This is a genomic window from Janthinobacterium silvisoli (assembly GCF_014200725.1).
Classification (GTDB): Bacteria; Pseudomonadota; Gammaproteobacteria; order Burkholderiales; family Burkholderiaceae_D; genus Janthinobacterium.
The window spans coordinates 421261-445356 of sequence record NZ_JACHCL010000002.1 but is presented as its reverse complement, the minus strand read 5'-3'; the positions used below and the strand labels follow the sequence as shown (position 1 = coordinate 445356).

Sequence of the window (24096 nt, the reverse complement as noted above, 5' to 3'; positions counted from 1 at the left end):
GTGTCAGTGGTGGCTTTATTCTAGCGCAGCCGCAACTGTTTCGGGTGGCGCGGCTGGTCTCCATTTCTCTGGCACCATGATCTGGAACATGCCGGCCTTGGCCGTCCTGCGGGCCAGCTTCAGCAGGGCTTTATCTTTGGTGATCAGGATGTCGGCGCTGGCGTCGCGCGCCAGTTCCAAAAATTTCTGGTCATCCTTGTCGGTGCAGACGGGCAGGCGGACGCCAGACTCGGCAGGCGCCACCACCGTGATCAGGGCGTCAAAGCGGGTCGCAGCCACGGCACGGCTCGCTTCATCGAGCGGCAAGTGTTTGTAGTGCAGCACCACCAGATATTCGGCGCGGCAATCTTCGCGCGTGATGGCTTGCACGGTGCCGCTTTCCATGGCGGCCAGCAAGTCGGCCCAGCGCGGGTCGTTGAAGACGAACAGGTCGAGGCAGACGTTGGTGTCGAGGACGAGTTTTTGTGGAGCAGGTATCATGTAGCCTATTCTATTCTGTAGTGATAATTTATGTTGATCGTGCTTTCGCCCGCCAAGAGTCTCGACCTGGAGACGCCGCCAACAACCCAGTTGCACAGCACCCCCGATTTTCTCGACCATTCCGCCCAGCTGATTGAACGCATGCGCCAGTTTTCACCAGCCGAGGTCGGCAGCCTGATGGGCATTTCCGATGCCTTGTCTGCCCTCAACGTGGCCCGCTACGCGTCCTGGACGCCACAGCCATCCGATGCGCGCCAGGCCATCATGGCTTTCAACGGTGACGTGTACGCCGGTTTCGAAGCGCGCACCCTGCAGCCTGGTCAGCTTGATTACGCGCAATCGCGCGTGCGCATCCTGTCGGGCCTGTACGGTTTGCTGCGCCCGCTGGACCTGATCCATCCGCACCGGCTGGAAATGGGCACCCGTCTGTCCACCGTGCGCGGCAAGGATCTGTACGCGTTCTGGGGCGACACCATCACCAATGCCCTGAACCGCACGGCGCAAGAGCAGGGCGCCAAGGTGCTGGTCAACCTGGCTTCGGAAGAATATTTCAAATCCGTCAAGCCGCGCCAGCTCGATATGCCCGTCATCTCGCCCGTGTTCGAAGACTGGAAGAATGGCAAGTACAAGATCATTTCGTTCTACGCCAAGCGCGCGCGCGGCATGCTGGCCCGCTACGCCACCGTCAACGCCATCCGCGACCCCGAGCAATTGAAACAGTTCGATGTCGATGGATACACTTACGTGCCGGAAGCGTCGAATGACAGCAGCTGGGTGTTCCGGCGCAAAGTGGCTGAATAAGTGATCAAATAAGTAAAAAACCGGAGCAAGCTCCGGTTTTTTCATTTTCCTGCCTGATTATTGCCAGAACTTCCACCAGCGACGTTCCTTGTTCACCCCTTCCGGGCTGAGGAAGGCAGTTTGCGGGTAGTTCTTGGTCAGCACGCGCAGGGTGTCGTCACGCAGGTCGGTCATGCCCAGCTTGTCGTACGAGCGGTACATGATGAACAGCGCTTCTTCGATCGCTGGCGAGGCGCTGAAATCGCTGACAGTGCCTTGTGCGCGGTTAGCCGCAGCCAGGTAGGCGCCGCGGCGGTAGTAATAGCGCGCCACATGGACTTCATATTTCGCCATCGCGTCGACCAGATAGTGCATGCGCGCCAGGGCGTCGGGAGTGTACTTGCTGTTCGGGAACTTGTCGACCAGTTGCTTGAACGCGGCAAACGCTTCGCGCGTGGCTTTCGGATCGCGTTCGGTCGGGTCTTGCTCGTACAGGAAGTTCAGGAAGCCGATCTGGTCGTTAAAGCTGATCAGGCCTCGCAGGTAGTACATATAGTCCACGTTGGCGTGGTTCGGATGCAACTTGATGAAGCGTTCGACAGCTGCCAGTGCCTGAGCCTGGTCTCCCGACTTATAATACGCGTAAGCGATCTCCATCTGTGCCTGCAAGGCATAGTTGCCGAAAGGATAGTTAGCCTCCAGCTTCTGAAACAGGCCAATGGCAGTCTCATAGTGCTGCCCGCTCATTTCTTCACGGGCCTCCGAGTATAATTTCGTAACGGACCAATTTTTGGTCTCATCCACTTTTTCTGGCAACAAGCTGCAAGCGGACATGCCGAGCAGAACGACTGAAGCGACTACCAACGATAATTTTTTTTGCATGACGTTTTGCAAGAAGGTTTTAACCAAGATTTTACAATAGGCTGATTATAGCCGATGGGAATGCTGTGATATTAACTTCTAAGCCGAATTTGGCTGCCCCCCTATCTGACTCCGACCTCAACGACGTCGATGTGCACACAGATGCACATGCTGCCGACGAGGCATTTGACGGCGACGAGCTGTTCGATGACCTGGCGCCGATTCATCTGGAGCTGACCCCGGACGCCTGTGGACATCGCCTCGACAAGGTCATTTCCAAGCTGGTGCCGCAGTACTCGCGCAGCCGTTTGCAATTGTGGCTGGAAGCCGGTTTCGTCACCGTGGACGGTAAAGTTGCGAAACGCAATATGACCGCCTATGGCGATGAAAAGATCGTCATTCTGCCGCAAAGTGCGCCGGAAGACGAGGCTTTTAAACCGGAAGCGATGGAATTGAACATCGTGCACGAAGATGAGCATATCATCGTGATCAATAAACCGGCCGGACTGGTGGTCCATCCGGGTCCCGGCAACTGGTCGGGCACCTTGCTCAACGGGCTGCTGCATCACTGCCCGCAACTGGCCGGCGTGCCGCGCGCCGGTATCGTGCACCGCCTGGACAAGGACACCAGCGGCCTGATGGTGGTCGGCAAGACGCTGGCCTCGCAAACCGACCTGGTGCGCCAGCTACAGGCGCGTACCGTCAAGCGCGAGTATTTCGCGCTGGTGTGGGGCACGCCGAAAGTGGCGGGCACCATTGACGCCTCCATCGCGCGCCACCCGCGCGACCGCGTGAAAATGGCCGTGTCGGAAAACTTCACGGCCAAGCCAGCCATCACGCATTATGAATTGATCGGCAGCGGCGAACTCGACCGTCGTCCCGTGAGCCTGATGCAATGCCGTCTGGAAACAGGCCGTACCCATCAGATCCGCGTGCACATGCAGCACCTGGGGTTTGCGCTGGTCGGTGACTACGTGTATGGCAAGCCGCACCTGGTGTCCGTCTTCCCGCGCCAGGCGCTGCAGGCGCGCCGGCTGGGCCTGGTGCATCCGGGCACGCGCGAGGATTGCGAATGGCTGGTGCCGCTGGCCGATGACTTTGCCGAACTGATTGCCAAGGCCGGCATTCCCGAGCCGGAACTGGTCTGATGAGCGCCGCCGTCGCCTTATCTCACATTGCGCCCGACTGGCCTGGCTTGCCCGCGAACGTGGGCGCGCTGTCTACCGTGCGCGCTGGCGGCGTCAGCCTGGGGCTTTACGGTGACGCACGCGGTGGCGGTGGCTTGAACCTGGGCTTGCACGTGGGCGACGATCCTGCCTGCGTGGCGCAAAACCGCGCGCGCCTGGCGGCCATATTGCCGTCGGAACCAGCCTGGCTGTCGCAAGTGCATGGCGTGGCCGTGGCCGATGCAGCCGCCTTGGCCGGCTGTGTGCCGGACGCAGACGCCAGCGTGGCAACAGAGTCTGGCGTGGTGTGCACGGTGATGACGGCCGATTGCCTGCCTGTGCTGTTCTGTTCGCATGACGGCCTGGTAGTGGGGGCGGCGCATGCGGGATGGCGGGGCCTGGCCAACGGTGTCTTGCAGCATACGGTGCAAGACATGCGCGCGCGCGGCGCCACGGAAATCCTGGCATGGCTGGGACCGGCCATCGGGCCTGGCGCATTTGAAGTGGGCGCTGATGTGCTGCAGGCGTTCCGCGATGGCGCGCGCGATGATGAGGAAAGGCAGGCGCTGTCGGACGCCTTTGCCGCCATCGCCGGCAAGCCGGGCAAATACCTGGCCGACATCTATACGCTGGCGCGCATCATGTTGCGGCGCGATGGCGTGACCCGGGTGTCAGGTGGTGAGTACTGTACTGTCAGCGACGCGGCGCAGTTTTATTCCTACCGGCGCGATGGCGTCACCGGACGACAGGCCAGTTTGATCTGGCGCAAGTAATTTAACGGCAGACGCTTATGTGTCTGCCGTTTTTGCTTTATCGTCGCTGGAACTCAAGACGGCAGCTTTGCGTTCGGCTCGGCGTTTGCGTCTTTTTGAGCCTGTCAGATAGAATAGGATAGACAAAGGAATAAGACAGTAGAGGATAAACGTCATCAGTCCGGCAACAAAGGACGGTTCGGTCAGGGCCATCAGGCCCACCACGTAAATCCATGCAATAGCAACGATCAGCATCATAGGTTTTGGCCAGGCCAGGCAAGGCTGAATACAGTAGAGAGAGACGACATCTTAATTCTTTAATGGAATGGATTTACACAATGAATATGCCCGATCCCCAAGTCATGGCCCAGGAGTGGATGGCGCAGATCAGCGATCCGAACCAGTGGAAGACCTGGTTCAACATGGTACCCCAGCCGGCGGCCAATCCGATTGCCGGCATTTTGCAAGACGCCGGCGCCAGCATCAAGCCGGAAGTGATCGAACAGTTAAAAAATGACTACATGGCCAAGCTGACGGGCTTGTGGGGCGACTTCATGGGCGGCAAGACGCCTGAACTGAAGGATCGCCGCTTTGCCGCGCCAGCCTGGCATGCCAGCCCCTTGTCGGCTTTCAATGCGGCAGCCTATTTGCTGAACGCCGAATTCCTGGCCTCGATGGCCGAGGCGGTTGAAGCATCGCCGCACCAGAAACAGAAAATCCGTTTTGCGGTACAGCAAATTGTCGATGCCATGTCGCCTGCCAATTTCCTCGCAACCAATCCCGACGCCCAGCAAACCCTGATCGAAACCAAGGGCGAAAGCCTGGCCAAGGGCTTGACGAATATGCTGGCCGACATGCAGAAGGGCCGCATTTCGCAGTCCGACGAGTCGGCCTTCGAAGTGGGCCGCAACGTGGCCACCACGCCGGGCACGGTGGTGTTTGAAAACGAATTGTTCCAGCTGATCCAGTACACGCCCAGCACGGCCACCGTGCATGCGCGGCCGCTGCTGATGGTGCCGCCGTGCATCAATAAATTCTATATCCTCGACTTGCAGCCTGAAAATTCGCTGGTGCGCTATGCGGTGGAGCAGGGCAATAGCGTGTTCCTGATCTCGTGGCGCAATCCGGACATGAGCATGCAGCACGTCACCTGGGATGATTATGTGGAGCAGGGCGTGATCGAGGCGATCAGCGTCACGCAGGAAATATCTGGCCAGGAAAAATTGAACCTGTTCGGCTTTTGCGTGGGCGGCACTATCGTCTCGACCGCGCTGGCCGTGCTGAAGGCGCGCGGACAGAATCCCGCATCCAGCCTGACCCTGCTGACCACCTTCCTTGATTTCTGCGACACGGGTGCGCTCGAAGTCTTCGTCGATGAACCGCAAGTGGCGCTGCGCGAGCAAGCCCTGGCCAAGGGCGGGCTGATGTCGGGCCGCGACCTGGGCAGCACTTTTTCCAGCCTGCGGCCGAACGACCTGGTGTGGAATTACGTGCAGTCGAATTACCTGAAGGGCAAGGAGCCGGTGGCCTTCGATTTGCTGTACTGGAATGCCGATGGCACCAGCTTGCCTGGGCCGATGTTTTGCTGGTATTTACGCCATACCTATCTGGAAAATAGCCTGAAAGTGCCGGGCAAGCTGACGGTGGCTGGCGAGAAAATCGACTTGAGCAGCATCGATGCGCCAGCCTTTATTTACGGCTCGCGCGAAGACCATATCGTGCCCTGGGGTTCAGCCTATGCGTCGACGGCGCTGCTCAATCCGAAGAAGCCCAAGGCCAACCGGTTTATCCTCGGCGCCTCTGGCCATATCGCCGGCGTGATCAATCCGGCATCGAAGAAAAAGCGCAGCTACTGGAGCAACGACCAGCCACGTACCGCGAAAGCCAAGCCTTTGAGCGCCGAACAGTGGTTGGACGGCGCAACCGAACATGCGGGCAGCTGGTGGCCCGAATGGGCCGCCTTCCTGGCCGAACATGGCGGTGCAGAGGTAAAGGCGCCAGCCAAACCCGGCGGCAAGCGCTACAAGGCGATCGAAGCGGCACCCGGCCGGTATGTTAAAGTCAGGGCTGACTAAGGACACCTGACAAAACCTACTGCGCGTCGTGATTTGCGGCCTGCGATGCTCACTGACTCGGCGTCCCCGTGCGTGCGCACAGCTGCGCTTCTCAGCCACAGCTTACTTCCGCTCGCTACGGTTTTGTTAGGTGTTGTAAGTGTGCTGGAAGGCAAGATCAGGGTAAACTCTGGTCTTGTCAGGAATCTACTTCTAGTTGCGTTGCAATAAATGTGGGAATCTTTGCCACGAATGTGCAAAGTGGTCGTTTTCCACTCTATAATGCAAAAAGTAGGCAGGTGCGAAAGCGGACCCCACGTTCGCTTTTTTTTCGGATTAACTCAGTATGCGTTGCGGCGCAATAAGTGGGACTTTGTGATGAGTAGTGCTAAAAAAAGTATAGACCGCCTGATTAAAAAATACCCTAACCGCCGTTTGTACGACACCCAAACCAGTTCCTACATCACCTTGACGGACGTCAAGCAGCTGGTGCTGGACAATGAAGAATTCACGGTCGTCGACGCCAAGTCCAGCGAAGACCTGACGCGCAGCATTTTGCTGCAAATCATTTTGGAAGAAGAGGCCAGCGGCGTGCCGATGTTCTCCAGCGGCGTGCTGTCGCAAATCATCCGCTACTATGGCCACGCCATGCAGGGCATGATGGGCTCCTACCTGGAAAAGAACGTGCAGGCCTTCACTGATATCCAGCATAAATTCACGGGCACCTCGGCCGGCAGCTTCGACGGCAAGCCATTCAGCCCTGAAATGTGGACACAATTCATGAACGTGCAAGGTCCGATGATGCAGGGCATGATGAATAACTACATCGACCAGAGCAAAAGCCTGTTTGTGCAGATGCAAGAACAAATGCAAAGCCAGAGCAAGAATCTGTTCGGCACCTTCCCGTTCGTGCCGCCTGTACCGCCGGCGGACAAGAAGTAATCACCAGCAAATACGGGGCTTGCAAGCGGCCCCATAGCACGGCACAGCGGAGCTTTCCCCTGTGCCGTTTTTATTGCTGCACCGCAGCGCAAGCGGCTTTGCAGTCCATCCCTTATCAATATTCACAAAAAATTGCGTTGACATTGAAAATTCTTCACTGGTAGTATTACTACACCTTGTGGAAGCGCTTCCACTCCCATCAGAAATAAAAAATGCGTGAAGGAGATTGTGTGAATCAAGCTGCTGTATCAGTTATCCCGCCCGTATCGGCTGCACTGGAAACGGAATTTTCGCCACCGACCGACTCGGTGTTGTGGAAGAAAGATTTTCTGCTAGGCGTGGCCACTGCCGCCTACCAGATCGAAGGCGCGGTGCATGAAGATGGCCGCTTGCCATCGATCTGGGATACCTTCTCCGCCACGCCAGGCAAGGTGCTGGCTGGCGACACGGGCGAGTTTGCCTGCGACCACTATCACCGCTGGGAAGAGGATGTGGAAACCATCGCCGCCCTGAATGTCGACGGCTACCGCTTGTCGATCGCCTGGCCCCGCGTGATGGATGAACACGGCCAGCCAAACGCGGTGGGCATTGCCTTCTACAAGAACCTGCTGCAGCGCCTCAAGCAAAAAGGCTTGAAAACCTTTGTCACCCTGTACCACTGGGACTTGCCGCAACACCTGGAAGACCGTGGCGGCTGGCTCAACCGCGAGACGGCTTATCGCTTTGCCGACTACGCTGACCTGATGAGCCGCGAACTGTCCGGCCTGGTCGATGCCTGGGCCACCCTGAACGAACCATGGTGCTCGGCCTTCCACGGTTACGGCGGTGGCCACCATGCACCGGGCAGGGCAGACGTGCGCTATGCCACGCAAGCGATGCATCATCTGCTGCTGGGCCACGGCCTGGCGCTGGTGCATCTGCGCCGCAACGATCCGGGCGCGCAAGTGGGCCTGGTGGCCAATGTGGGCCGTGGCACGACGACCGGCAGCAGCGCCGCCGACAAACGCGCGGCCGAACTGTTCGAGCTGCAGCACAACAACTGGATCTTCGATCCGCTGTTCAAGAAAAGTTATCCGGAAGCGTTGTGGAGCTTGTGGCCGGGCGCCAAGCCACTGATTCTGGAAGGCGACATGGACATCATCGGCGCGCCGATGGACTTCCTCGGCATCAACTACTATTTCCGCACGAATGTGGTCAGCGATGGCGGCCATGGTTATCTGGAAGTGGATCTGGAAGGCGTGGAGCGCACACAGATGGGCTGGGAAGTGTATCCGCAAGGCCTGTACGACTTGCTGGTGGGTTTCCATCACGAATACGCCAACCTGCCACCGGTATACATCACGGAAAACGGCACGGCGTCGGACGATGTAGTGGTCGATGGCAAGGTGGCGGATCCGCGCCGCATCTCCTTTTTGAACCGCCATCTGGCAGCCGTTGATGCAGCGGTCAAGGCGGGCGTGGATATCCGTGGCTATTTCATCTGGTCGCTGCTGGATAACTTCGAATGGGCTTTTGGTTATGAGCGCCGCTTCGGCATTATTCATGTGGATTATGCGACGCAAAAGCGTACCTGGAAGCAGAGCGCCTTTCTGGTGCGTGATTTCCTGGCCCGTCGTAATGCACAGCCTTGAGGAGTGTGAGTATCGTTGATGTTTGAAGGACGTTTCATCTGGTAAAGTTTTAGGTATAGGCATAGCCGATTCATTCCCATAAAAGAGCGCTGGACGCTCACAGGAGACAACATGAATAAAACCAATAAAACTGCCGGCGCAATCGCGCTGGCCCTGGCGGCCCAAGCCGCTGTCATGGCGCCGGCCCTGGCGCAAAATCCCGCACCTTTGAAGGCCACCGTGATCCACTGGTGGACCTCCGGTGGTGAATCGGCGGCCATCCGCCAGTTTGCCGATGCCTATAACAAGGCGGGCGGCCAGTGGATAGACCAGGCCATCGCCGGCGCCGACCAGTCGCGGGCCACCACCATCAACCGCATCGTGGGCGGCAATGCACCCGTGGCGGCGCAGTTCAACACCTCGCAGCAGTTCCGCGATATCGTTGACCAGGGTTTGCTCAACAATATCGATGACGTGGCGATCAAGGGCAACTGGGACCAGATCATGCCGCCATCGATCGTCAACGCCATCAAGATCAAGGGCCATTTCTACGCGGCGCCTGTGAACATCCACATGCCCGCCTGGTTCTTCTACTCGAAGGCCGCCTTCAAGAAAGCCGGCATCGCCGACGAGCCAAAGACCTGGGATGAATTCCTGGCCGACCTGGCCAAGCTGAAGGCGGCCGGCGTGGTGCCGCTGGCCTTTGGCGGCCAGGTATGGCAGGAAAAAATCACTTTCGACGCCATCTTCGCCATGGTGGGCGGCCCCGACCTGTACCTGAAAGTCTACCGCGACCGCGACCAGAACGCCGTCAAGTCCGACGCCTTCAAGCAGGTGCTGGTCGCCTTCAAGAAACTGCGCGGTTTCATCGATCCGGGCGCGCCGGGCCGCAACTGGAATGACGCCACCGCCATGGTCATTACCGGCAAGGCTGGCGTGCAAATCATGGGCGACTGGGCCAAGGGTGAATTCTCGGCTGCGAAACAGACGGCCGGCAAGGAATTTGGCTGCTTCCCCGGCTTCGGACCGAAGTCGCCCTACATCGTGGCAGGCGACGCCTTCGTATTCCCGAAATCGTCGAATGCGGATGTGATCAAGGCGCAGAAACTGCTGGCCACCACCATGACTTCGCCCGCAGCGCAAGTGGCCTTCAGCGCACGCAAGGGATCGATCCCTATCCGTGGCGACGTTGACGACAGCTCGCTCGACATCTGCGCCAAACAGGGTATCGCCATCATGAAGGACAAGTCGCGCCAGCTGCCGAACTCGGAGATGCTGACCTCGCCCGACACGAACGGCGCCTTGCAGGACGTGCTGACCAATTACTGGAACAAGAACCAGTCCGCCGAAGATGCGCAAAAGGCATTCGCCAGCGCCTTGAAAGAGTAAGCGCTGCAATTCACGGGAGACGGTATGAGTCATGTCAACAAGCCGGCGAAGCGGCGACGCTTTTCGCTGGCCGCCAATATCGCGCTGCTGCCGATGGCGCTCACGGTATTGTTCGCCTATGTGGGAACGATGCTGTGGACCCTGCGCGTGTCGGTCAGCAGTTCGCGCACTTTTCCGGCCGACGACTTTGTCGGTGCCGCGCAGTATGTCCGCCTGTTTAATAATGAGCGCTGGCTGCTGTCGCTGCATAATCTGCTGATCTACGGCGTGCTGTTCATCGCCGCCTGCCTGGTGCTGGGCTTCCTTCTGGCCGTTTTCATCGACCAGAAGGTGGCGGCAGAAGGCGTGCTGCGTACCATCTTTTTGTATCCGTATGCGATGTCCTTCGTGGCCACTGGCCTGGTCTGGCAATGGATGCTCAATCCTGAACTGGGCATCCAGGAAGTGCTGCACAAGCTCGGTTTCGAGCATGCGCGCTTCGACTGGATCATCGACCAGGACATGGCCATCTACACGGTGGTGATCGCCACCGTGTGGCAAGCTTCGGGCCTGGTGATGGCGCTGATGTTGTCTGGCTTGCGTGGCATCGACGAAGAAATGTGGAAGGCAGCGCGCATCGACGGCATCCCGCGCTGGCGCGTGTATGTCAGCATCGTGCTGCCGATGCTGGGGCCGTCGATCTCGACTGCCTTCGTGCTGCTGTTCGTGATGGTCGTCAAGGTGTATGACGCGGTGGTCGCCATGACGCAGGGCGGTCCGGGTACTGCCAGCGAAGTGCCGGCCAAGTTCATCATGGACTATCTGTTCGGACGGGCCAATATCGGCCTGGCCTCGGCCGCGTCGGTGGTCTTGCTGACCACGGTGCTGGCGATCGTCGTTCCCATCTATTTTGTGCGCAACCGCGCCAGCAAGGGCAAGGTGGCGCGATGACTGCCGCTGTGATCAATCCGGCGCTCCGCCGCCGCTCGCGCCTGACGCCAGCGCGCCTGGGTATCTATGCTTTTCTACTGTGCGCAGCGCTGTTTTTCCTGCTGCCGCTGTACGTGATGCTGATCACCTCCGTCAAGCCGATGGAAGAAATCCGCCTGGGCACCTTGTTCGCATTGCCCGTGCATGCCACGCTGGAACCATGGAGCATGGCCTGGCAATCGGCCTGCACCGGACTCGAATGCAACGGTATCCGTGGCGGCTTCTGGAATTCGGTCTACATCGTGGTGCCCAGCACCATACTGTCGATCGCGGTGGGCGCCGTGAATGGCTATGCGCTGTCGTTCTGGCGGCCGCGCGGCGCCAACCTGCTGTTCGCCGTGCTGATGATGGGCGCCTTCGTGCCGGTGCAGGTGATGGTGTATCCGCTGGTGCGCCTGCTGGCGATGGCGCATCTGTTCAGCTCCTTGCCAGGCATTATCCTGATCCACACCATCTTCGGCATGCCCGTGATGACCCTGCTGTTCCGTAATTACTACGCGGCCCTGCCGCAGGAACTGTTCAAGGCGGCGCGCATCGATGGCGGCGGCTTCTGGCGCATCTTCCTGCAATTGATGCTGCCGATGTCCACCCCCATCATCGTGGTGGCAGCCATCATGCAGGTCACGGGCATCTGGAACGACTTCCTGTTTGGCCTGGTGTTTGCCGGCTCCGACCATTTGCCGATGACGGTGCAGCTCAATAACATCATCAATACGACTACGGGCGAACGCCTGTACAACGTGAACATGGCGGCCACCATCCTGACCTCGATGGTGCCGCTGGGTCTGTATTTTATTTCCGGCCGCTGGTTTGTGCGCGGTATCGCCTCCGGCGCAGTCAAGGGCTAACAAGGGTAATCATGTCTAATGTAGCGATACGTAATCTTCAGATCCAGCTGGGCGGCAATACCATCATCGATTCCTTGAATCTCGATGTACAGGCCGGTGAATTCGTGGTCTTGCTGGGGCCTTCGGGCTGCGGCAAGTCGACCCTGCTGCACACCATCGCCGGTTTGATCGACGTCAGTGGCGGCAGCATCGAAATCAGCGGCCACGACATGACCTGGGCCGATCCCAAGGACAGGCGCATCGCCATGGTGTTCCAGTCCTATGCGCTGTATCCGACCATGAATGTGGAGCGCAATATGTCCTTCGGCCTGCGCATCAGTGGCACGCCGAAGGCCGAGATCGAGCGCCGCGTGGCGCGCGCGGCCGACATGCTGCAGCTGCAGCCGCTGTTGAAGCGCAAACCGGCCGAGCTGTCGGGCGGCCAGCGGCAGCGCGTGGCGATCGGCCGCGCCATCGTGCGCCAGGCCGACGTGTTCCTGTTCGATGAACCACTGTCGAACCTGGACGCCAAGCTGCGCACGGAACTGCGCCGCGAACTCAAACAGCTGCACCAGCAACTGGGTGCGACCATGATCTATGTCACGCATGACCAGGTCGAAGCGATGACCCTGGCGCAGCGCATGGCCGTGATGAAGGGTGGGGTGAACCAGCAGTTCGACACGCCGGCCGCCATCTACCGTGAACCGGCTAATTTATTTGTGGCCACCTTCCTCGGCTCGCCGGGCATGAATCTGTTCCGCGGCACCTTGCACCACGAGGCGGGCGGCATTGCCTTCCGCAGCGGCAGCGTGATCCTGGACGTCAGCGCCTATGCCTTCAAGCAGGCGCCGACGGAAGGGCAATCCTGTGTGCTGGGCGTGCGGCCCGAAGACATCACTGTCGGACAGGGCTTGCCATATAAAGCTGGCATTTCACTGGTCGAGGCGATGGGCAATCACAAGGTAGTATGGCTGGACTTTAACGGCAACCAGATCGCCAGCGTGGCGCAGGAACAGGATGTGATCGACGCCGGCCACACCACCTTCGCTATCCGCACGGCGCAGGCCTCGCTGTTTGACGGCGCGAGCGAATTGCGATTGTAATTCGTCAGTTTTCCTGTCGCCGTTTTGCTACGGATTCCCGTAGCGTGATGGTGACGGGGAAGTCGCGTTCGATGGCATAGCTGGTGCCGTAGCACTGGTTGAGCAGCCAGCGCACGGCGTTCTGCGTCAATTCCCGGATGGGAATATGCACAGAAGTCAGTCCAGGCGCCGTGAAGGCGGCCGAATAGTCATCGTCGTAGCCGACCACCGAGACGTCATCGGGCACGCGGATGCCGGCCCGGTGCAAACAGGACATGGCGCCGACGGCCATCTCGTCGTTGGCGCAGAACAGGCCCGTAAATGGCTTGCCGCCATCGAGCAGCGCCTGCGTGGACGCGTAACCGCCTTCGCGCGAAAAGTCTGAGCTGATCAAAGGCACGTCCTGCCTGGCGATGCCATGGCGTTCCAGTTCATCAAAAAAACCCTGCAAGCGGCTTTCATTGTCGATGGTGTCGGGCGGCCCCGAAACCACGGCCAGTTCGCGGTGGTCTGCTTCAAGCAGGGTGCGCGCAGCCAAGGTGCCGCCGTGATAATGGTCGGGGCAGAAGGACGCTTGCGCCAACTCCGCATGGCGCCGGTTCAGGAAGGCCATCTTCGGGTGCATGCGCTGCAGCTGCACCAGGTCTTCGTCGTGCAAGTCGTGGCCCAGCACGACGATGCCATCGCAATCGCGCCCGATCAAAAACTTGACCGCTTCGATCGCTTCATCGCGCGGCGTGCCGTCGCCGCAGCCGGTGGCCACCACCACGTGGCGGCGCAACGCGCGCAACTCAATATCGGTCTGTTTCAGGATGGTGCCGTAATAGGCGCCAAAGAAGGAGGGCGCAAAGATGCCTATCATGCCCAGTGACTTGGCCGACAAGGAACGTCCGATGGACGAGGGGCGGAAGTTCAGTTGCTTGATGGCCGCCTGCACGCGGGCCAGGGCGTCGGGCGATACGGGGCCAGCGCCGGAAATGGCGCGCGAGGCGGTCGACATGCCTACGCCGGCGAGCACTGCGACGTCTTTCAGTGTTGCCACGTAGTCGGTTCTCCTGTGGTGGTCATTGCTATCATTTTTGCGCTCAAATCGGCCTGGAATGCGACAGATCAGGCCTTTAGCTTACTTTCAGTTTACTTATCAGGATCGTAGCACGGATCATGCGCGCAGAATAATGTACAATGTTCGATTGGTCAAAATTTTCCTGGCAATCTATCATGCATTCGATCTCCCGTATTCCTGTCGTCAAATCCGAGCCTGGCGCCGCCATTGCCGGCGCCGCACCAAAAGTAGGCTTTGTCTCCCTCGGCTGCCCGAAAGCGCTGGTCGATTCCGAGCAAATCCTGACGCAACTGCGCGCCGAAGGCTATGAAACGGCGAAATCGTATGATGGCGCCGACCTGGTCATCGTCAATACCTGCGGCTTCATCGACGCTGCCGTGCAAGAGTCGCTGGACGCTATCGGCGAAGCGCTGGCCGAAAACGGCAAAGTCATCGTGACGGGCTGCCTGGGCGCCAAGAAGGATGCCGCCGGCGATGACATCATCATGAAGGTGCACCCGAAAGTGCTGGCCGTGACCGGTCCGCACGCACTGGCTGAAGTGATGGATTCCGTCCACACGCACTTGCCGAAACCGCATGCGCCTTTCCTCGACCTGCTGCCGCCACAAGGCATCAAGCTGACGCCGAAGCACTACGCCTACCTGAAAATTTCGGAAGGCTGCAACCACCGCTGCAGCTTCTGCATTATCCCGTCGATGCGCGGCGACCTGGTATCGCGTCCTATCGCCGAATTGATGATGGAAGCGGAAAACCTGTTCAAGTCGGGCGTCAAGGAATTGCTGGTGATTTCGCAAGACACCTCGGCCTATGGCGTGGACGTGAAATTCCGTTCAGGTTTCTGGAATGGCCGTCCCGTCAAAACCCATATGACGCAGCTGACCGAAGCGCTGGGCGAACTGGCCAAGTCTTACGGCGCCTGGGTGCGTCTGCATTACGTTTATCCATACCCGCATGTGGACCAGATCATCCCGATGATGAGCGGCGGCCATATCCTGCCTTACCTCGACATCCCGATGCAGCATGCCCACCCGGATGTGCTCAAGCGCATGAAGCGCCCGGCCAGCGGCGAGAAGAACCTGGACCGCATCCAGGCCTGGCGCGCGATCAACCCGGACCTGACCATTCGTTCGACCTTTATCGCCGGTTTCCCTGGCGAGACGGAAGCGGAATTCGAGTACCTGCTGGACTTCCTGAAGGAAGCGCAGATCGACCGCCTGGGCTGCTTCGCCTATTCGCCAGTCGAAGGCGCGACCGCCAACGAGATCGCCAATCCGGTGCCGGAAGAAGTGCGCGAAGAGCGCCGTGGCCGCGTGATGCTGCTGCAGGAAGAAATCTCGAAAAAACGCCTGCAAGCCAAGGTCGGCAAGACCGTGCGCGTGCTGATAGATGAAATCACCCGCACCGGCGGCGTGGGCCGCTCGGCTGCCGATGCGCCGGAAATCGACGGCGTGGTGTACGTCAAGCCGCCATACGAACCGCACCGCAAGCTGGCTGTCGGCCAATTTGTTGACGTAAAAATCACGTCGGCGGATGCGCATGACTTGTGGGGCGCGGCTGAATAAGCGCATGTAAGCGCGTGTAACAGTCGTACGGCATCAAAGGGCCAAAGCCCTTACAATCAAGGCGGACTCGCATATGCGGTCCGCCTTTTTTATTTTGCGACGATGCCATGACCCAGAACAAATCTCCGCAGACGGCGCTGATCCACAGCGATTACCAGGCGCCGCCAGGCTTTGCCGCTTTTCCCAACGCGATCCATCACGCGTCCACCGTCCTGTTCAAGAACGTGGCGGCCATGCGCTCGGGGGAGTGGAAAGACAAGAATGCCTACACCTATGGCTTGCATGGCACGCCAACCACTTTTACCTTGGAAGCGCGGCTGGCCGAGATCGAGGGCGGCAATCACTGCCTGCTGGCGCCATCGGGCCTGGCGGCGATCGCCATGGCTGACTTTGCCCTGTTAAAAAGCGGCGATGACGTGCTGTTGCCGGAGAACGTGTATAACCCGAACCGCGAGCTGGGGCGCTGGCTGGCGCACGATTTCGGCATCACGGCCCGCTATTACGATCCGCTGATCGGCGCCGGCATTGCCGCCCTGATACAGCCGAATACAAAATTGATCTGGACCGAAGCGCCAGGTTCCGTGACGATGGAAGTGCCGGACTTGCCGGCCATTTGCGCAGCCGCCCATGCGCGCGGCGTGCTGGTGGCGCTCGACAATACCTGGTCGGCGGGACTGGCGCTGCGCGGCTTCGAGCTGGGCGTGGACATCATCATGCAAGCGCTGACCAAATACCAGTCGGGTGGTTCCGATGTGCTGATGGGTGCCGTGATCACGCGCGAGCGTGCCTTGTACGAAAAGCTGGCGCTGGCGCATATGCGCCTGGGGCTGGGCGTGGGGGCCGATGATGCTTATCTGGTGCTGCGCGGCTTGCCGACCCTGAAGCTGCGTTTCGACGCCCACGATGCGGGTGCGCGCACGCTTGCGCAGTGGTTGAAGGCTAGGCCTGAAATCGCCACGGTGCTGCATCCAGCGCTGGAAGATTGCCCCGGCCATGCCATCTGGCAGCGTGATTTTACGGGGGCAGGGGGATTGTTTTCGGTGCTGTTCGATGCCCGCTATACGCAGCAGCAGACCGATCGATTTGTCGACGCCTTGAAACTGTTCAAGATCGGCTACAGCTGGGGCGGGGCCAATAGCCTGGTGATGCCATACCCCGTTGCCTCCATGCGCAAGGGCTGGGGGCAAGAGGGGCAGTTGGTGCGGCTGAACGTGGGCCTGGAAGACCCGCAAGACCTGATCGCCGATATACAACAGGCGTTCGCCGCACTGGCATGAGTTTGAACTACAGCGGCATCGCGTTATTGTTATTCAGGTCGATGAAGCCGCGTAGCAGGCGGTAGGCTTTCCATAACCAGGCGATACCCCAGACGACGATGGCGGCCGGGATGCCGATCAGCGTCATCCACAGGATGGCGCCCAGCACGACCCAGGCGACATACCACCAGAAGGAACGGATTTGCCAGCTGTGATGGCTGTACACGAAGGTGCCTGCCGTCTCGCCCCGTTTCACGTAATTGATGATGAGCGGGATGAAGGAAAAAGCGCCCAGCGAAAACACGAAGCTGGCGCCATGGATCAGGTATAACCACCAGGCCAGGGTCTTGGCCTGGTTGACGTTGTTTTCCAAAATAATTTGTTGTGACATGGTCGCTCCTTGCTTGCTAGGGTTTTAATTGTAGCAAGCTATGCAAGGTTGCGGAGCCAGTCACGGATGAAAGAGGTGGCAGTGCTGAAAACTGAACAACATCCAACTCCGTTGCAACGGCGCTTTCGCCGCCTACTGCACGCCGCAAGCCTGTTATGCGCATTGGCCATGCCCGCGGCATATGCCCAGGAAGCGAATTCCAGCCTGGCCGGCGATATCAAGGCAGGCTTGCAGGAAGAAGGCTTGACGGGCGCCGTCTGGACCGAGCTGCAGCCGGATGGCAAAATCGTCACGGGCGCCGCCGGCCTGAAAAATGCGGCCAGCGGCTTGCCCATGCAGGCTGACACCAAAGTACAAGTGGGTTCGGTCGCCAAGGTGGTGCTGGCGCTGGGCGTGCTGCACCTGGTCAGTGAAGGCAAGCTCACGCTCGATACGCCGCTGGACCAGATACTGCCCAAGCTGGCGCTGAAAAACCCGTGGCAAGCCAGCGACCCGGTGCGCATCCGCCATCTGCTGGCGCACACGGCAGGCCTCGATGACCTGCGCTTCTGGCAAGCGTTCAGTACCAGGCCCTTGCCCGATACCCCGCTGGCCGACGCTTTTGGCCATGGCGGCAACCTGCTGCGCGTGCATGCGCGGCCGGGCAGCCGTTATGCATATTCGAATATGGGTTATGGCTTGCTGGGCATGGTGATTGAAAAAGTCACGGGCCAACCTTACGAGCATTACTTGGACACGCAGGTGCTGCAGCCACTGGGCATGAAGGACAGTACTTTTGCCTTCGTCACGCAAACGGGGCCGCAGGCCGACCCGCGCCTGGCGATGGGCCACTTTGAGCGCGGTGTCACGCAAACGGCCGTACCCATGTATCTGCGGCCGGCTGGCCAGTTCACCACCACGGCGGGGGACATGGGCAAGCTGGCGCAATTCCTGATGGGCGACGGACAGCTGCAAGGTAGCTCTTTTATCGCTGCGCCGCTGATGGCGGCGCTGTCCAATCCTGTGGGAACGCAGGCGGCGCTGGCCGGGCTGGAAGCGGGCCACGGCCTGGCGCTGGCCACGCGCGACCGCCACAATGTGCTGGGCGCTTGCCACCCCGGCACGACGGTGGGTTTCCGCGCCATGCTGTGCGTGTATCCCGAGCAGAAGAGCGCCTTCTTTGTGGCCTTCAATACCGATAGCGAAACGGCCGATTACGAACGTTTCAACCGGCTCTTGATGCGCGACCTGGAGCTGCCGCTGCGCCCGCCCGCAGCATCTGGCAAGCCTGCCGCCACGGTGGAAAACTGGGAAGGTGTGTACCTGCCGTCGCCAGGCGCCATGAGCAGCATGGCCTGGGTCGATACGGTATTCGGCTTCGTGCGCCTGAAATGGGATGGCGATGACCTCTACCTGATTCCGTTCCAGGGCCAGCCGAAGGAGCTGGAACCGCTGGGCGGCTTGCTGTTCCGCGCCAGCGACCGCAGCGCACCATCGCATGTGCTGATGCAAGCCGATGGCCGCTATATGTTCAGCGATGGCTTGCACACATATGAAAGGGCGTCGATGCTGCGTATGCTGGTTTTGTGGGGCAGTGTGGCGCTGGGTCTGGCCGGTTTGCTGTACGTGCTGCTGGTGGGTCTGTGGCGGGCAGTGCGGCGCAAGCTGAAACGCAGCGACCAGCTGTTTGCACCGTTGCTGTCCGTTGTGGCGCTGCTGCTGCCGGTGCCGTTCTTCGTATTCCAGTCGTTTTTGCGCCTCGGTGACGTGACGATGGCCAGCGTGCTGCTGGCGATCGTCACGGGCGCGCTGCCGCTGGCCATGGCCTTCGGCCTGGCCCGCTGCTGGCGCGGCCGCCTACAGGCGCACGGGCTGGAAAAATTCGACTGGATCGCCTTGCTGGCGGCCTTGCAATGGCTGCTGGTGCTGGCCTGGTGGGGCTTGCTGCCATTAGTGCTATGGCAGCTGTAGAGAAACACCTAACAAAACCTACTACGCGTCGGTATAGGCGGCCTGCGATGCTCACCGTACCTTCGTACGGTTGCGCTTCTTAGCCACCTCTCCCTTCCGCTCGCTACGGTTTTATTGGGTGTTGTTATTTTAAGATAGTGAGGATGCCATCCAGGCCGACGAAATTGAGGGCCACGTCGGCTTGCGAGCGCACTACGGGCTTGGCGCGGAAGGCAACTGAAAGACCGGCGATGCCCATCATTTTCAAGTCGTTGGCGCCGTCGCCCATGACGATGGCTTGCGATGGCGAGATGCCCAGTTCTTCGCACACGCGCTCCACCGTGCGCTGCTTCTCCTCGGCGTCGACGATGCCGCCCAGGACCTTGCCGGTCAGCTTGCCATCGATGATTTCCAAGGTGTTGGCGTGGGTGTAGTCCAGGCCCAAACGCTGTTTCAGGCGGTCCGTGAAGAAGGTGAAGCCGCCCGAGACCAGCAGGGTTTTCAGGCCTGCCGCTTGCACCGCCGCCAGCATTTTTTCGGCGCCCGGCGACAGTTGCAAGCGTTCGTCGTAGACGCGCTGCAGGGCAGAGGCGTCCAGGCCTTCGAGCAGGGCCACGCGCTGCTTCAAACTAGCGGAAAAATCGAGTTCGCCGCGCATGGCCGCTTCCGTAATCGCCGCCACCTGTGGCTTCAAGCCTTGCATGTCGGCGATTTCATCGATGCATTCGATGGTGATCAGGGTCGAATCCATATCCATCGCCACCAGCTTGAATTCGGCCAGCTCGCGCAAGCCCATCATATAGGTGGCGTCCAGCTGCGCCGCCTGCGCGGCCACTTCGATGGTGGGGCGCAGCGCAGGCGAGTAGGCAATCTCTTCGCAGCGCACGGCGTTCGGGCCAAGGCGCGTGATGTGCGTAGGTGCGGCCAGCGCGGCGATGCGGTCGAGGCGGGCGCTATCGCCGTCCGTACCCTGCAAGATCAGATTCATGGTGATGGAAGTATTGGTCATTAGTCAGCCTGGCGTAGATAATCCCGGTAGTTTACACGGTCAATTGCTTGATGGTGGTCTTGATCTGCGTGACGCGCGCGGCCAGGTCCGGCATGGCTGCGCTGATCTTCAGCTTGTCCTGTCCATGCAGCTTGATATGGCGGTTTTTCTGGATCAATTCGATGATGCGCATCGGGTCGATGGGCGGCTTGGGCATGAATTGCAGGGTGGCTGCTTCGCCATGCACGTCTATCTTGACGATACCCACCGTCTTTGCCGCGATGCGCAGGCGGTGCGTTTCGATCAGTGCCTTGACGGCGTCGGGCAGCTTGCCGAAGCGGTCGATCAGCTCTTCCTGGATATCGTCGATCTTGTCTTGCGTGGCGCAATTGGCCAGGCGTTTATAGATCGACAGGCGCTCGTGCACGTCGCCGCAGAAGTCGGCCGGCAGCAGGGCAGGCACGTGCAGGTTGATCTCGGTGGTGGACGCCAGCGGCGCCGCCAGGTCCGGTTCCTTGCCTGCTTTCAGCGAGCGCACCGCTTCGTTGAGCATGTCCGAATACAGCTGGAAGCCGATTTCCGTCATCTCGCCCGACTGGCTCTCGCCCAGCACTTCGCCGGCGCCGCGGATTTCCAGGTCATGCATGGCCAGGTAAAAGCCGCTGCCCAGTTCTTCCATCTGCTGGATCGCGTCCAGGCGGCGCTGCGCCAGTTTGGTCAAGCCCTGCACGTCATGCACCAGCAGATAGGCATAAGCCTGGTGGTGCGAGCGGCCTACGCGGCCGCGCAGCTGGTGCAGCTGCGCCAGGCCGAACTTGTCGGCGCGGTGCATGATGATGGTGTTCGCCGTCGGCACGTCGATACCGGTCTCGATGATGGTGGTGCACAGCAAAATGTTAAAGCGCTGCGCCACGAAGTCGCGCATGACTTTTTCCAGGTCGCGCTCGTGCATCTGGCCGTGCGCCACGGCGATGCGCGCCTCGGGCAGCAGTTCCGTCAGCATGGCCAAACGGTTCTGGATGGTTTCCACTTCATTGTGCAGGAAGTAGATCTGGCCGCCCCGTTTCAGTTCGCGCAAACAGGCTTCGCGGATGATGGCTTCGCCTTCGCTGCGGACAAACGTCTTGATGGCCAGGCGCTTTTGCGGCGCCGTGGCGATGATGGAAAAGTCGCGCAAGCCTTCCAGCGCCATGCCCAGGGTACGGGGAATCGGCGTGGCGGTCAGGGTCAGTACATCGACTTCGGCGCGCAGCGCCTTCAGCGCTTCTTTCTGCCGCACGCCAAAGCGGTGTTCTTCGTCGATGATGACCAGGCCCAGGCGGGTGAATTTCACGTCGTCGGACAGCAGCTTGTGGGTGCCGATGATGATGTCCAGGGTGCCGTCGGCCATGCCCTTGAATGCCTGCGTGATTTCCTTGCCGCTGCGAAAACGCGACAGCTCGGCGATACGCACCGGCCAGTCGGCGAAACGGTCGGCGAAGGTTTGCGCATGCTGTTCGGCCAGCAGGGTGGTGGGCGCCAGGATCGCCACCTGCTTGCCGCCCATGACGGCGATGAAGGCGGCACGCAAGGCGACTTCGGTCTTGCCGAAACCGACGTCGCCGCACACCAGGCGGTCCATCGGTTTACCGGATGTCATGTCCTTGATCACGTTGCGGATGGCTTCGGCCTGGTCCGGCGTTTCATCGAAACCGAAACTGTCGGCGAAACGCTCGTAATCGTGTGAGGAATATTCGAAGGAATGGCCCTGGCGCAGCGCGCGGCGCGCATACAGATTGAGCAGTTCTGCGGCCGTGTCGCGCACCTGGTCGGCAGCCTTTTTCTTGGCTTTTTCCCACTGGCCCGAACCCAGCGAATGCAGCGGCGCGTCTTCCGGCGAGGCACCCGAATAACGCGAAATGACGTGCAACTGCGAGACGGGCACATACAGCTTGGTGTCCTTGGCGTATTCCAGGTGCAGGAATTCGGTCTCGCCTTCGCCCAGGTCCATGCTGGTCAGGCCCATGTAGCGCCCGATGCCGTGGTTGATATGCACCACCGGGTCGCCGATTTTCAGCTCCGACAGGTCGCGCACCATCGATTCGACCTGCGTCACGCCTTCCTGTTTTTTGGTGCCTGCGCGGCGGCCCGAACCGGCATACAGCTCCGTTTCTGTGATGAAGCTCAGATTGCCATCGGCCGTGTACAGCTCGAAGCCGGTATGCAGTGGCGCCACACCCAGCACCAGTTTGGCATCTGACTGCAAAAAGCCGTCATGGCCTTCGACTGGCGCCAGCTGTAAATCGTATTCGGCAAAATACTGCTGCAGGGTTTCGCGGCGGCCGTTCGATTCGGCGCAGATCATCACGCGGCGGCCCGGTTGCAGCAGATAGCTGCGCAGGTTGGCCAGCGGATCGTCGGCGCGGCGGTTGACGGCCACGTTGGGGATAGGCGCCGACAGTTCCGAGGCCAGCGCATCGTTGGATTTGGCAATCGCCAGGCGCGGATAGGGCTTGGCCAGGCTGAAGAATTGCTCGTCGCTGAGGAACAGCGCTTCGGGCGCCAGGATGGGCCGTTCGCGGTCGGCTTTCAGGAAGCGGTAGCGCGATTGCGTATCGGTCCAGAAGCGGCCAATGGCAGCGTCGATGTCGCCCACCAGGGCCAGCGCGGCGTCTGGCGGCAAGTAGTCGTACAGGGTGGCTGTTTCTTCGAAAAACAGCGGCAGGTAATATTCGATGCCGGCCGAGGCGATGCCGCTGCTGATGTCCTTGTAGACTACCGAGCGCGATGGATCGCCTTCGAACTGTTCGCGCCAGCGGCTGCGGAAGGTGGTGCGGGCCGCGTCGTCCATGGGAAATTCGCGCCCCGGCAGCAAGCGTACTTCATGCACAGGATACAGCGAGCGCTGCGTGTCGGCGTCGAACGTGCGGATGCTTTCTATCGTGTCGCCGAACAGGTCGAGCCGGTAGGGCAGGGCTGAGCCCATGGGGAACAGGTCGAGCAAGCCGCCGCGCACCGAGTATTCGCCGGGCGACATCACTTGCGATACATGGCTGTAGCCGGCCAGGGTCAGCTGCGACTTCAGGCGCGCTTCGTCCAGCGTCTCGCCCTTCTTGAAGAAGAAGGTGTAGGCGGCCAGAAACGAGGGCGGCGCCAGGCGCACCAGCGCCGTGGTGGCCGGCACGATCAGCACATCGCACTGGCGGTTCTGTATTTCGTGCAAAGTGGCCAGGCGTTCGGAGACCAGGTCCTGGTGCGGCGAGAAGGCGTCGTAAGGCAGGGTTTCCCAGTCGGGTAGCAAATGGCAGCGCAGTTCCTTGCCGCCAAACCACGGTATTTCATCGAGCAGCCGCTGGCCGTCGCTGGCTTGCGCCACCACCACGGCCAGCATGCGGCCCTGCGATTTGAGTTCCAGCGCGGCGTTGGCCAGCGCCCAGGCGTCGGATGAACCATAGAGAGCCGGCAAGGCAAAACGGTTGCCGGCTTTGGGAAACGAGAGTTTTAAGTCAAATGACATGCAGGCGATGACAGAGTAATGGTAGGAAGGTGGCGCCAGCCCAGTTCTGCGGCGCAGCGACATTCATCATTATAGTACCTGGCAAGCCATGCCGCGTTTGTCTGGAGTCGCGTTTCCCTCGTATCACTATTGCTTTTTAAAAAATGCTTTTTTCACTAGACAAGCGCAAATTCGTGGCGTAAAGTTGCTTCATAGCATAAAAATAATCACTCCCGGAGACCGCGCCTTGCGCGCCTGGGCCGCAACCAGCCAGGTCATAGACCCTAGCCACTATTCCACGCGTTGGAATTTTTTTGGCATGAGTATGGAAGCGCTTCCACTGATCGATCTGCCTGTTATTTCATCGCGATCTGATCATGTTCCGGCCTTGCCGGACTGTCGTTTTCACTGCACAGAATCTTCACGGGACGACCATTCGCTTCCGTGGCGGTAACTCACCTCCTGGCCTGACAGGGAGGATGGCAACAAGTTTTTTTCCACTTCATTCGATGAGGAGACA

20 protein-coding genes are annotated in these 24096 nt (G+C 59.9%); 13 read left to right on the top strand and 7 right to left on the bottom strand.

Going from position 1 to position 24096, the window contains the following annotated elements:
• Positions 1 to 15: 15 nt before the first annotated feature.
• A complete protein-coding gene (locus tag HDE75_RS12150) occupies positions 16 to 480 on the bottom strand; it encodes a putative toxin-antitoxin system toxin component, PIN family (RefSeq protein ID WP_183677416.1) in 465 nt (154 codons plus the stop codon).
• Between the two features lie 30 nt (positions 481 to 510).
• Between HDE75_RS12150 and yaaA the strand changes: the two genes are divergently transcribed.
• Positions 511 to 1281 (top strand): peroxide stress protein YaaA, encoded by a 771-nt coding sequence (gene yaaA, locus HDE75_RS12145; protein ID WP_183677417.1) that lies wholly within the window; start codon positions 511 to 513, stop codon positions 1279 to 1281.
• Between the two features lie 57 nt (positions 1282 to 1338).
• Here yaaA and HDE75_RS12140 read toward each other — a convergent pair whose 3' ends face one another.
• A complete protein-coding gene (locus HDE75_RS12140) occupies positions 1339 to 2142 on the bottom strand; it encodes an outer membrane protein assembly factor BamD (protein WP_183677418.1) in 804 nt (267 codons plus the stop codon).
• 131 nt (positions 2143 to 2273) lie between these two features.
• Here HDE75_RS12140 and HDE75_RS12135 point away from each other — a divergent pair, with 131 nt between their 5' ends.
• Both HDE75_RS12135 and pgeF read left to right on the top strand, forming a co-directional pair.
• Positions 2274 to 3269, top strand: coding sequence for an RluA family pseudouridine synthase (locus HDE75_RS12135; RefSeq protein WP_300752960.1), 996 nt, complete (start codon positions 2274 to 2276; stop codon positions 3267 to 3269).
• Entirely contained in the window at positions 3269 to 4060 is a 792-nt protein-coding gene (gene pgeF, locus HDE75_RS12130; protein ID WP_183677420.1) for a peptidoglycan editing factor PgeF, read from the top strand. Before HDE75_RS12135 ends, pgeF begins: the two co-directional genes overlap by 1 nt.
• Positions 4061 to 4075: 15 nt before the next feature.
• Here the strand turns inward: pgeF and HDE75_RS12125 are convergent, their stop codons facing one another.
• Positions 4076 to 4297, bottom strand: coding sequence for a hypothetical protein (locus HDE75_RS12125; protein ID WP_311735106.1), 222 nt, complete (start codon positions 4295 to 4297; stop codon positions 4076 to 4078).
• An 80-nt stretch (positions 4298 to 4377) separates the two neighbouring features.
• On the opposite strand from HDE75_RS12125, the gene phaC reads away from it, so the two are divergent.
• The 7 genes from phaC to HDE75_RS12090 all read left to right on the top strand — a co-directional run bounded on the left by phaC (position 4378) and on the right by HDE75_RS12090 (position 12933).
• Positions 4378 to 6114, top strand: coding sequence for a class I poly(R)-hydroxyalkanoic acid synthase (gene phaC, locus HDE75_RS12120; protein ID WP_183677421.1), 1737 nt, complete (start codon positions 4378 to 4380; stop codon positions 6112 to 6114).
• Positions 6115 to 6471: 357 nt separating this feature from the next.
• On the top strand, positions 6472 to 7035 hold the full coding sequence (gene phaR, locus HDE75_RS12115; protein WP_183677422.1) for a polyhydroxyalkanoate synthesis repressor PhaR: 564 nt from the start codon (positions 6472 to 6474) through the stop codon (positions 7033 to 7035).
• A 230-nt stretch (positions 7036 to 7265) separates the two neighbouring features.
• Positions 7266 to 8666, top strand: a complete 1401-nt coding sequence (locus HDE75_RS12110) for a GH1 family beta-glucosidase (RefSeq protein WP_311735105.1) — start codon at positions 7266 to 7268, stop codon at positions 8664 to 8666.
• A 174-nt stretch (positions 8667 to 8840) separates the two neighbouring features.
• Positions 8841 to 10034: an ABC transporter substrate-binding protein gene (locus HDE75_RS12105; protein ID WP_183678092.1), complete on the top strand. Its 1194-nt coding sequence runs from the start codon at positions 8841 to 8843 to the stop codon at positions 10032 to 10034.
• A 24-nt stretch (positions 10035 to 10058) separates the two neighbouring features.
• On the top strand, positions 10059 to 10964 hold the full coding sequence (locus tag HDE75_RS12100; RefSeq protein WP_183677424.1) for a carbohydrate ABC transporter permease: 906 nt from the start codon (positions 10059 to 10061) through the stop codon (positions 10962 to 10964).
• Positions 10961 to 11851, top strand: a complete 891-nt coding sequence (locus tag HDE75_RS12095) for a carbohydrate ABC transporter permease (RefSeq protein ID WP_183677425.1) — start codon at positions 10961 to 10963, stop codon at positions 11849 to 11851. Before HDE75_RS12100 ends, HDE75_RS12095 begins: the two co-directional genes overlap by 4 nt.
• 11 nt (positions 11852 to 11862) lie before the next feature.
• The gene (locus HDE75_RS12090) at positions 11863 to 12933 is read left to right on the top strand and encodes an ABC transporter ATP-binding protein (RefSeq protein WP_183677426.1); all 1071 of its coding nucleotides are present in this window, start codon (positions 11863 to 11865) and stop codon (positions 12931 to 12933) included.
• A 4-nt stretch (positions 12934 to 12937) separates the two neighbouring features.
• Here the strand turns inward: HDE75_RS12090 and HDE75_RS12085 are convergent, their stop codons facing one another.
• Positions 12938 to 13954 carry a LacI family DNA-binding transcriptional regulator gene (locus tag HDE75_RS12085; protein WP_183677427.1) on the bottom strand — a complete coding sequence of 339 codons (1017 nt, stop codon included), beginning with the start codon at positions 13952 to 13954 and terminating at the stop codon, positions 12938 to 12940.
• A 176-nt stretch (positions 13955 to 14130) separates the two neighbouring features.
• On the opposite strand from HDE75_RS12085, the gene rimO reads away from it, so the two are divergent.
• Both rimO and HDE75_RS12075 read left to right on the top strand, forming a co-directional pair.
• A complete protein-coding gene (rimO, locus tag HDE75_RS12080; RefSeq protein WP_221291853.1) occupies positions 14131 to 15537 on the top strand; it encodes a 30S ribosomal protein S12 methylthiotransferase RimO in 1407 nt (468 codons plus the stop codon).
• Positions 15538 to 15644: 107 nt separating this feature from the next.
• Positions 15645 to 16814: a cystathionine beta-lyase gene (locus HDE75_RS12075; protein ID WP_183677428.1), complete on the top strand. Its 1170-nt coding sequence runs from the start codon at positions 15645 to 15647 to the stop codon at positions 16812 to 16814.
• A 7-nt stretch (positions 16815 to 16821) separates the two neighbouring features.
• Here the strand turns inward: HDE75_RS12075 and HDE75_RS12070 are convergent, their stop codons facing one another.
• Positions 16822 to 17184 carry a DUF4870 family protein gene (locus tag HDE75_RS12070; RefSeq protein WP_183677429.1) on the bottom strand — a complete coding sequence of 121 codons (363 nt, stop codon included), beginning with the start codon at positions 17182 to 17184 and terminating at the stop codon, positions 16822 to 16824.
• 168 nt (positions 17185 to 17352) lie between these two features.
• On the opposite strand from HDE75_RS12070, the gene HDE75_RS12065 reads away from it, so the two are divergent.
• Positions 17353 to 19134, top strand: coding sequence for a serine hydrolase domain-containing protein (locus HDE75_RS12065; protein WP_183677430.1), 1782 nt, complete (start codon positions 17353 to 17355; stop codon positions 19132 to 19134).
• Positions 19135 to 19258: 124 nt separating this feature from the next.
• Here HDE75_RS12065 and serB read toward each other — a convergent pair whose 3' ends face one another.
• Positions 19259 to 20101, bottom strand: coding sequence for a phosphoserine phosphatase SerB (gene serB, locus HDE75_RS12060; protein ID WP_183678096.1), 843 nt, complete (start codon positions 20099 to 20101; stop codon positions 19259 to 19261).
• Positions 20102 to 20153: 52 nt separating this feature from the next.
• Positions 20154 to 23597: a transcription-repair coupling factor gene (gene mfd / locus HDE75_RS12055; RefSeq protein WP_183677431.1), complete on the bottom strand. Its 3444-nt coding sequence runs from the start codon at positions 23595 to 23597 to the stop codon at positions 20154 to 20156.
• Positions 23598 to 24096: the final 499 nt, after the last annotated feature.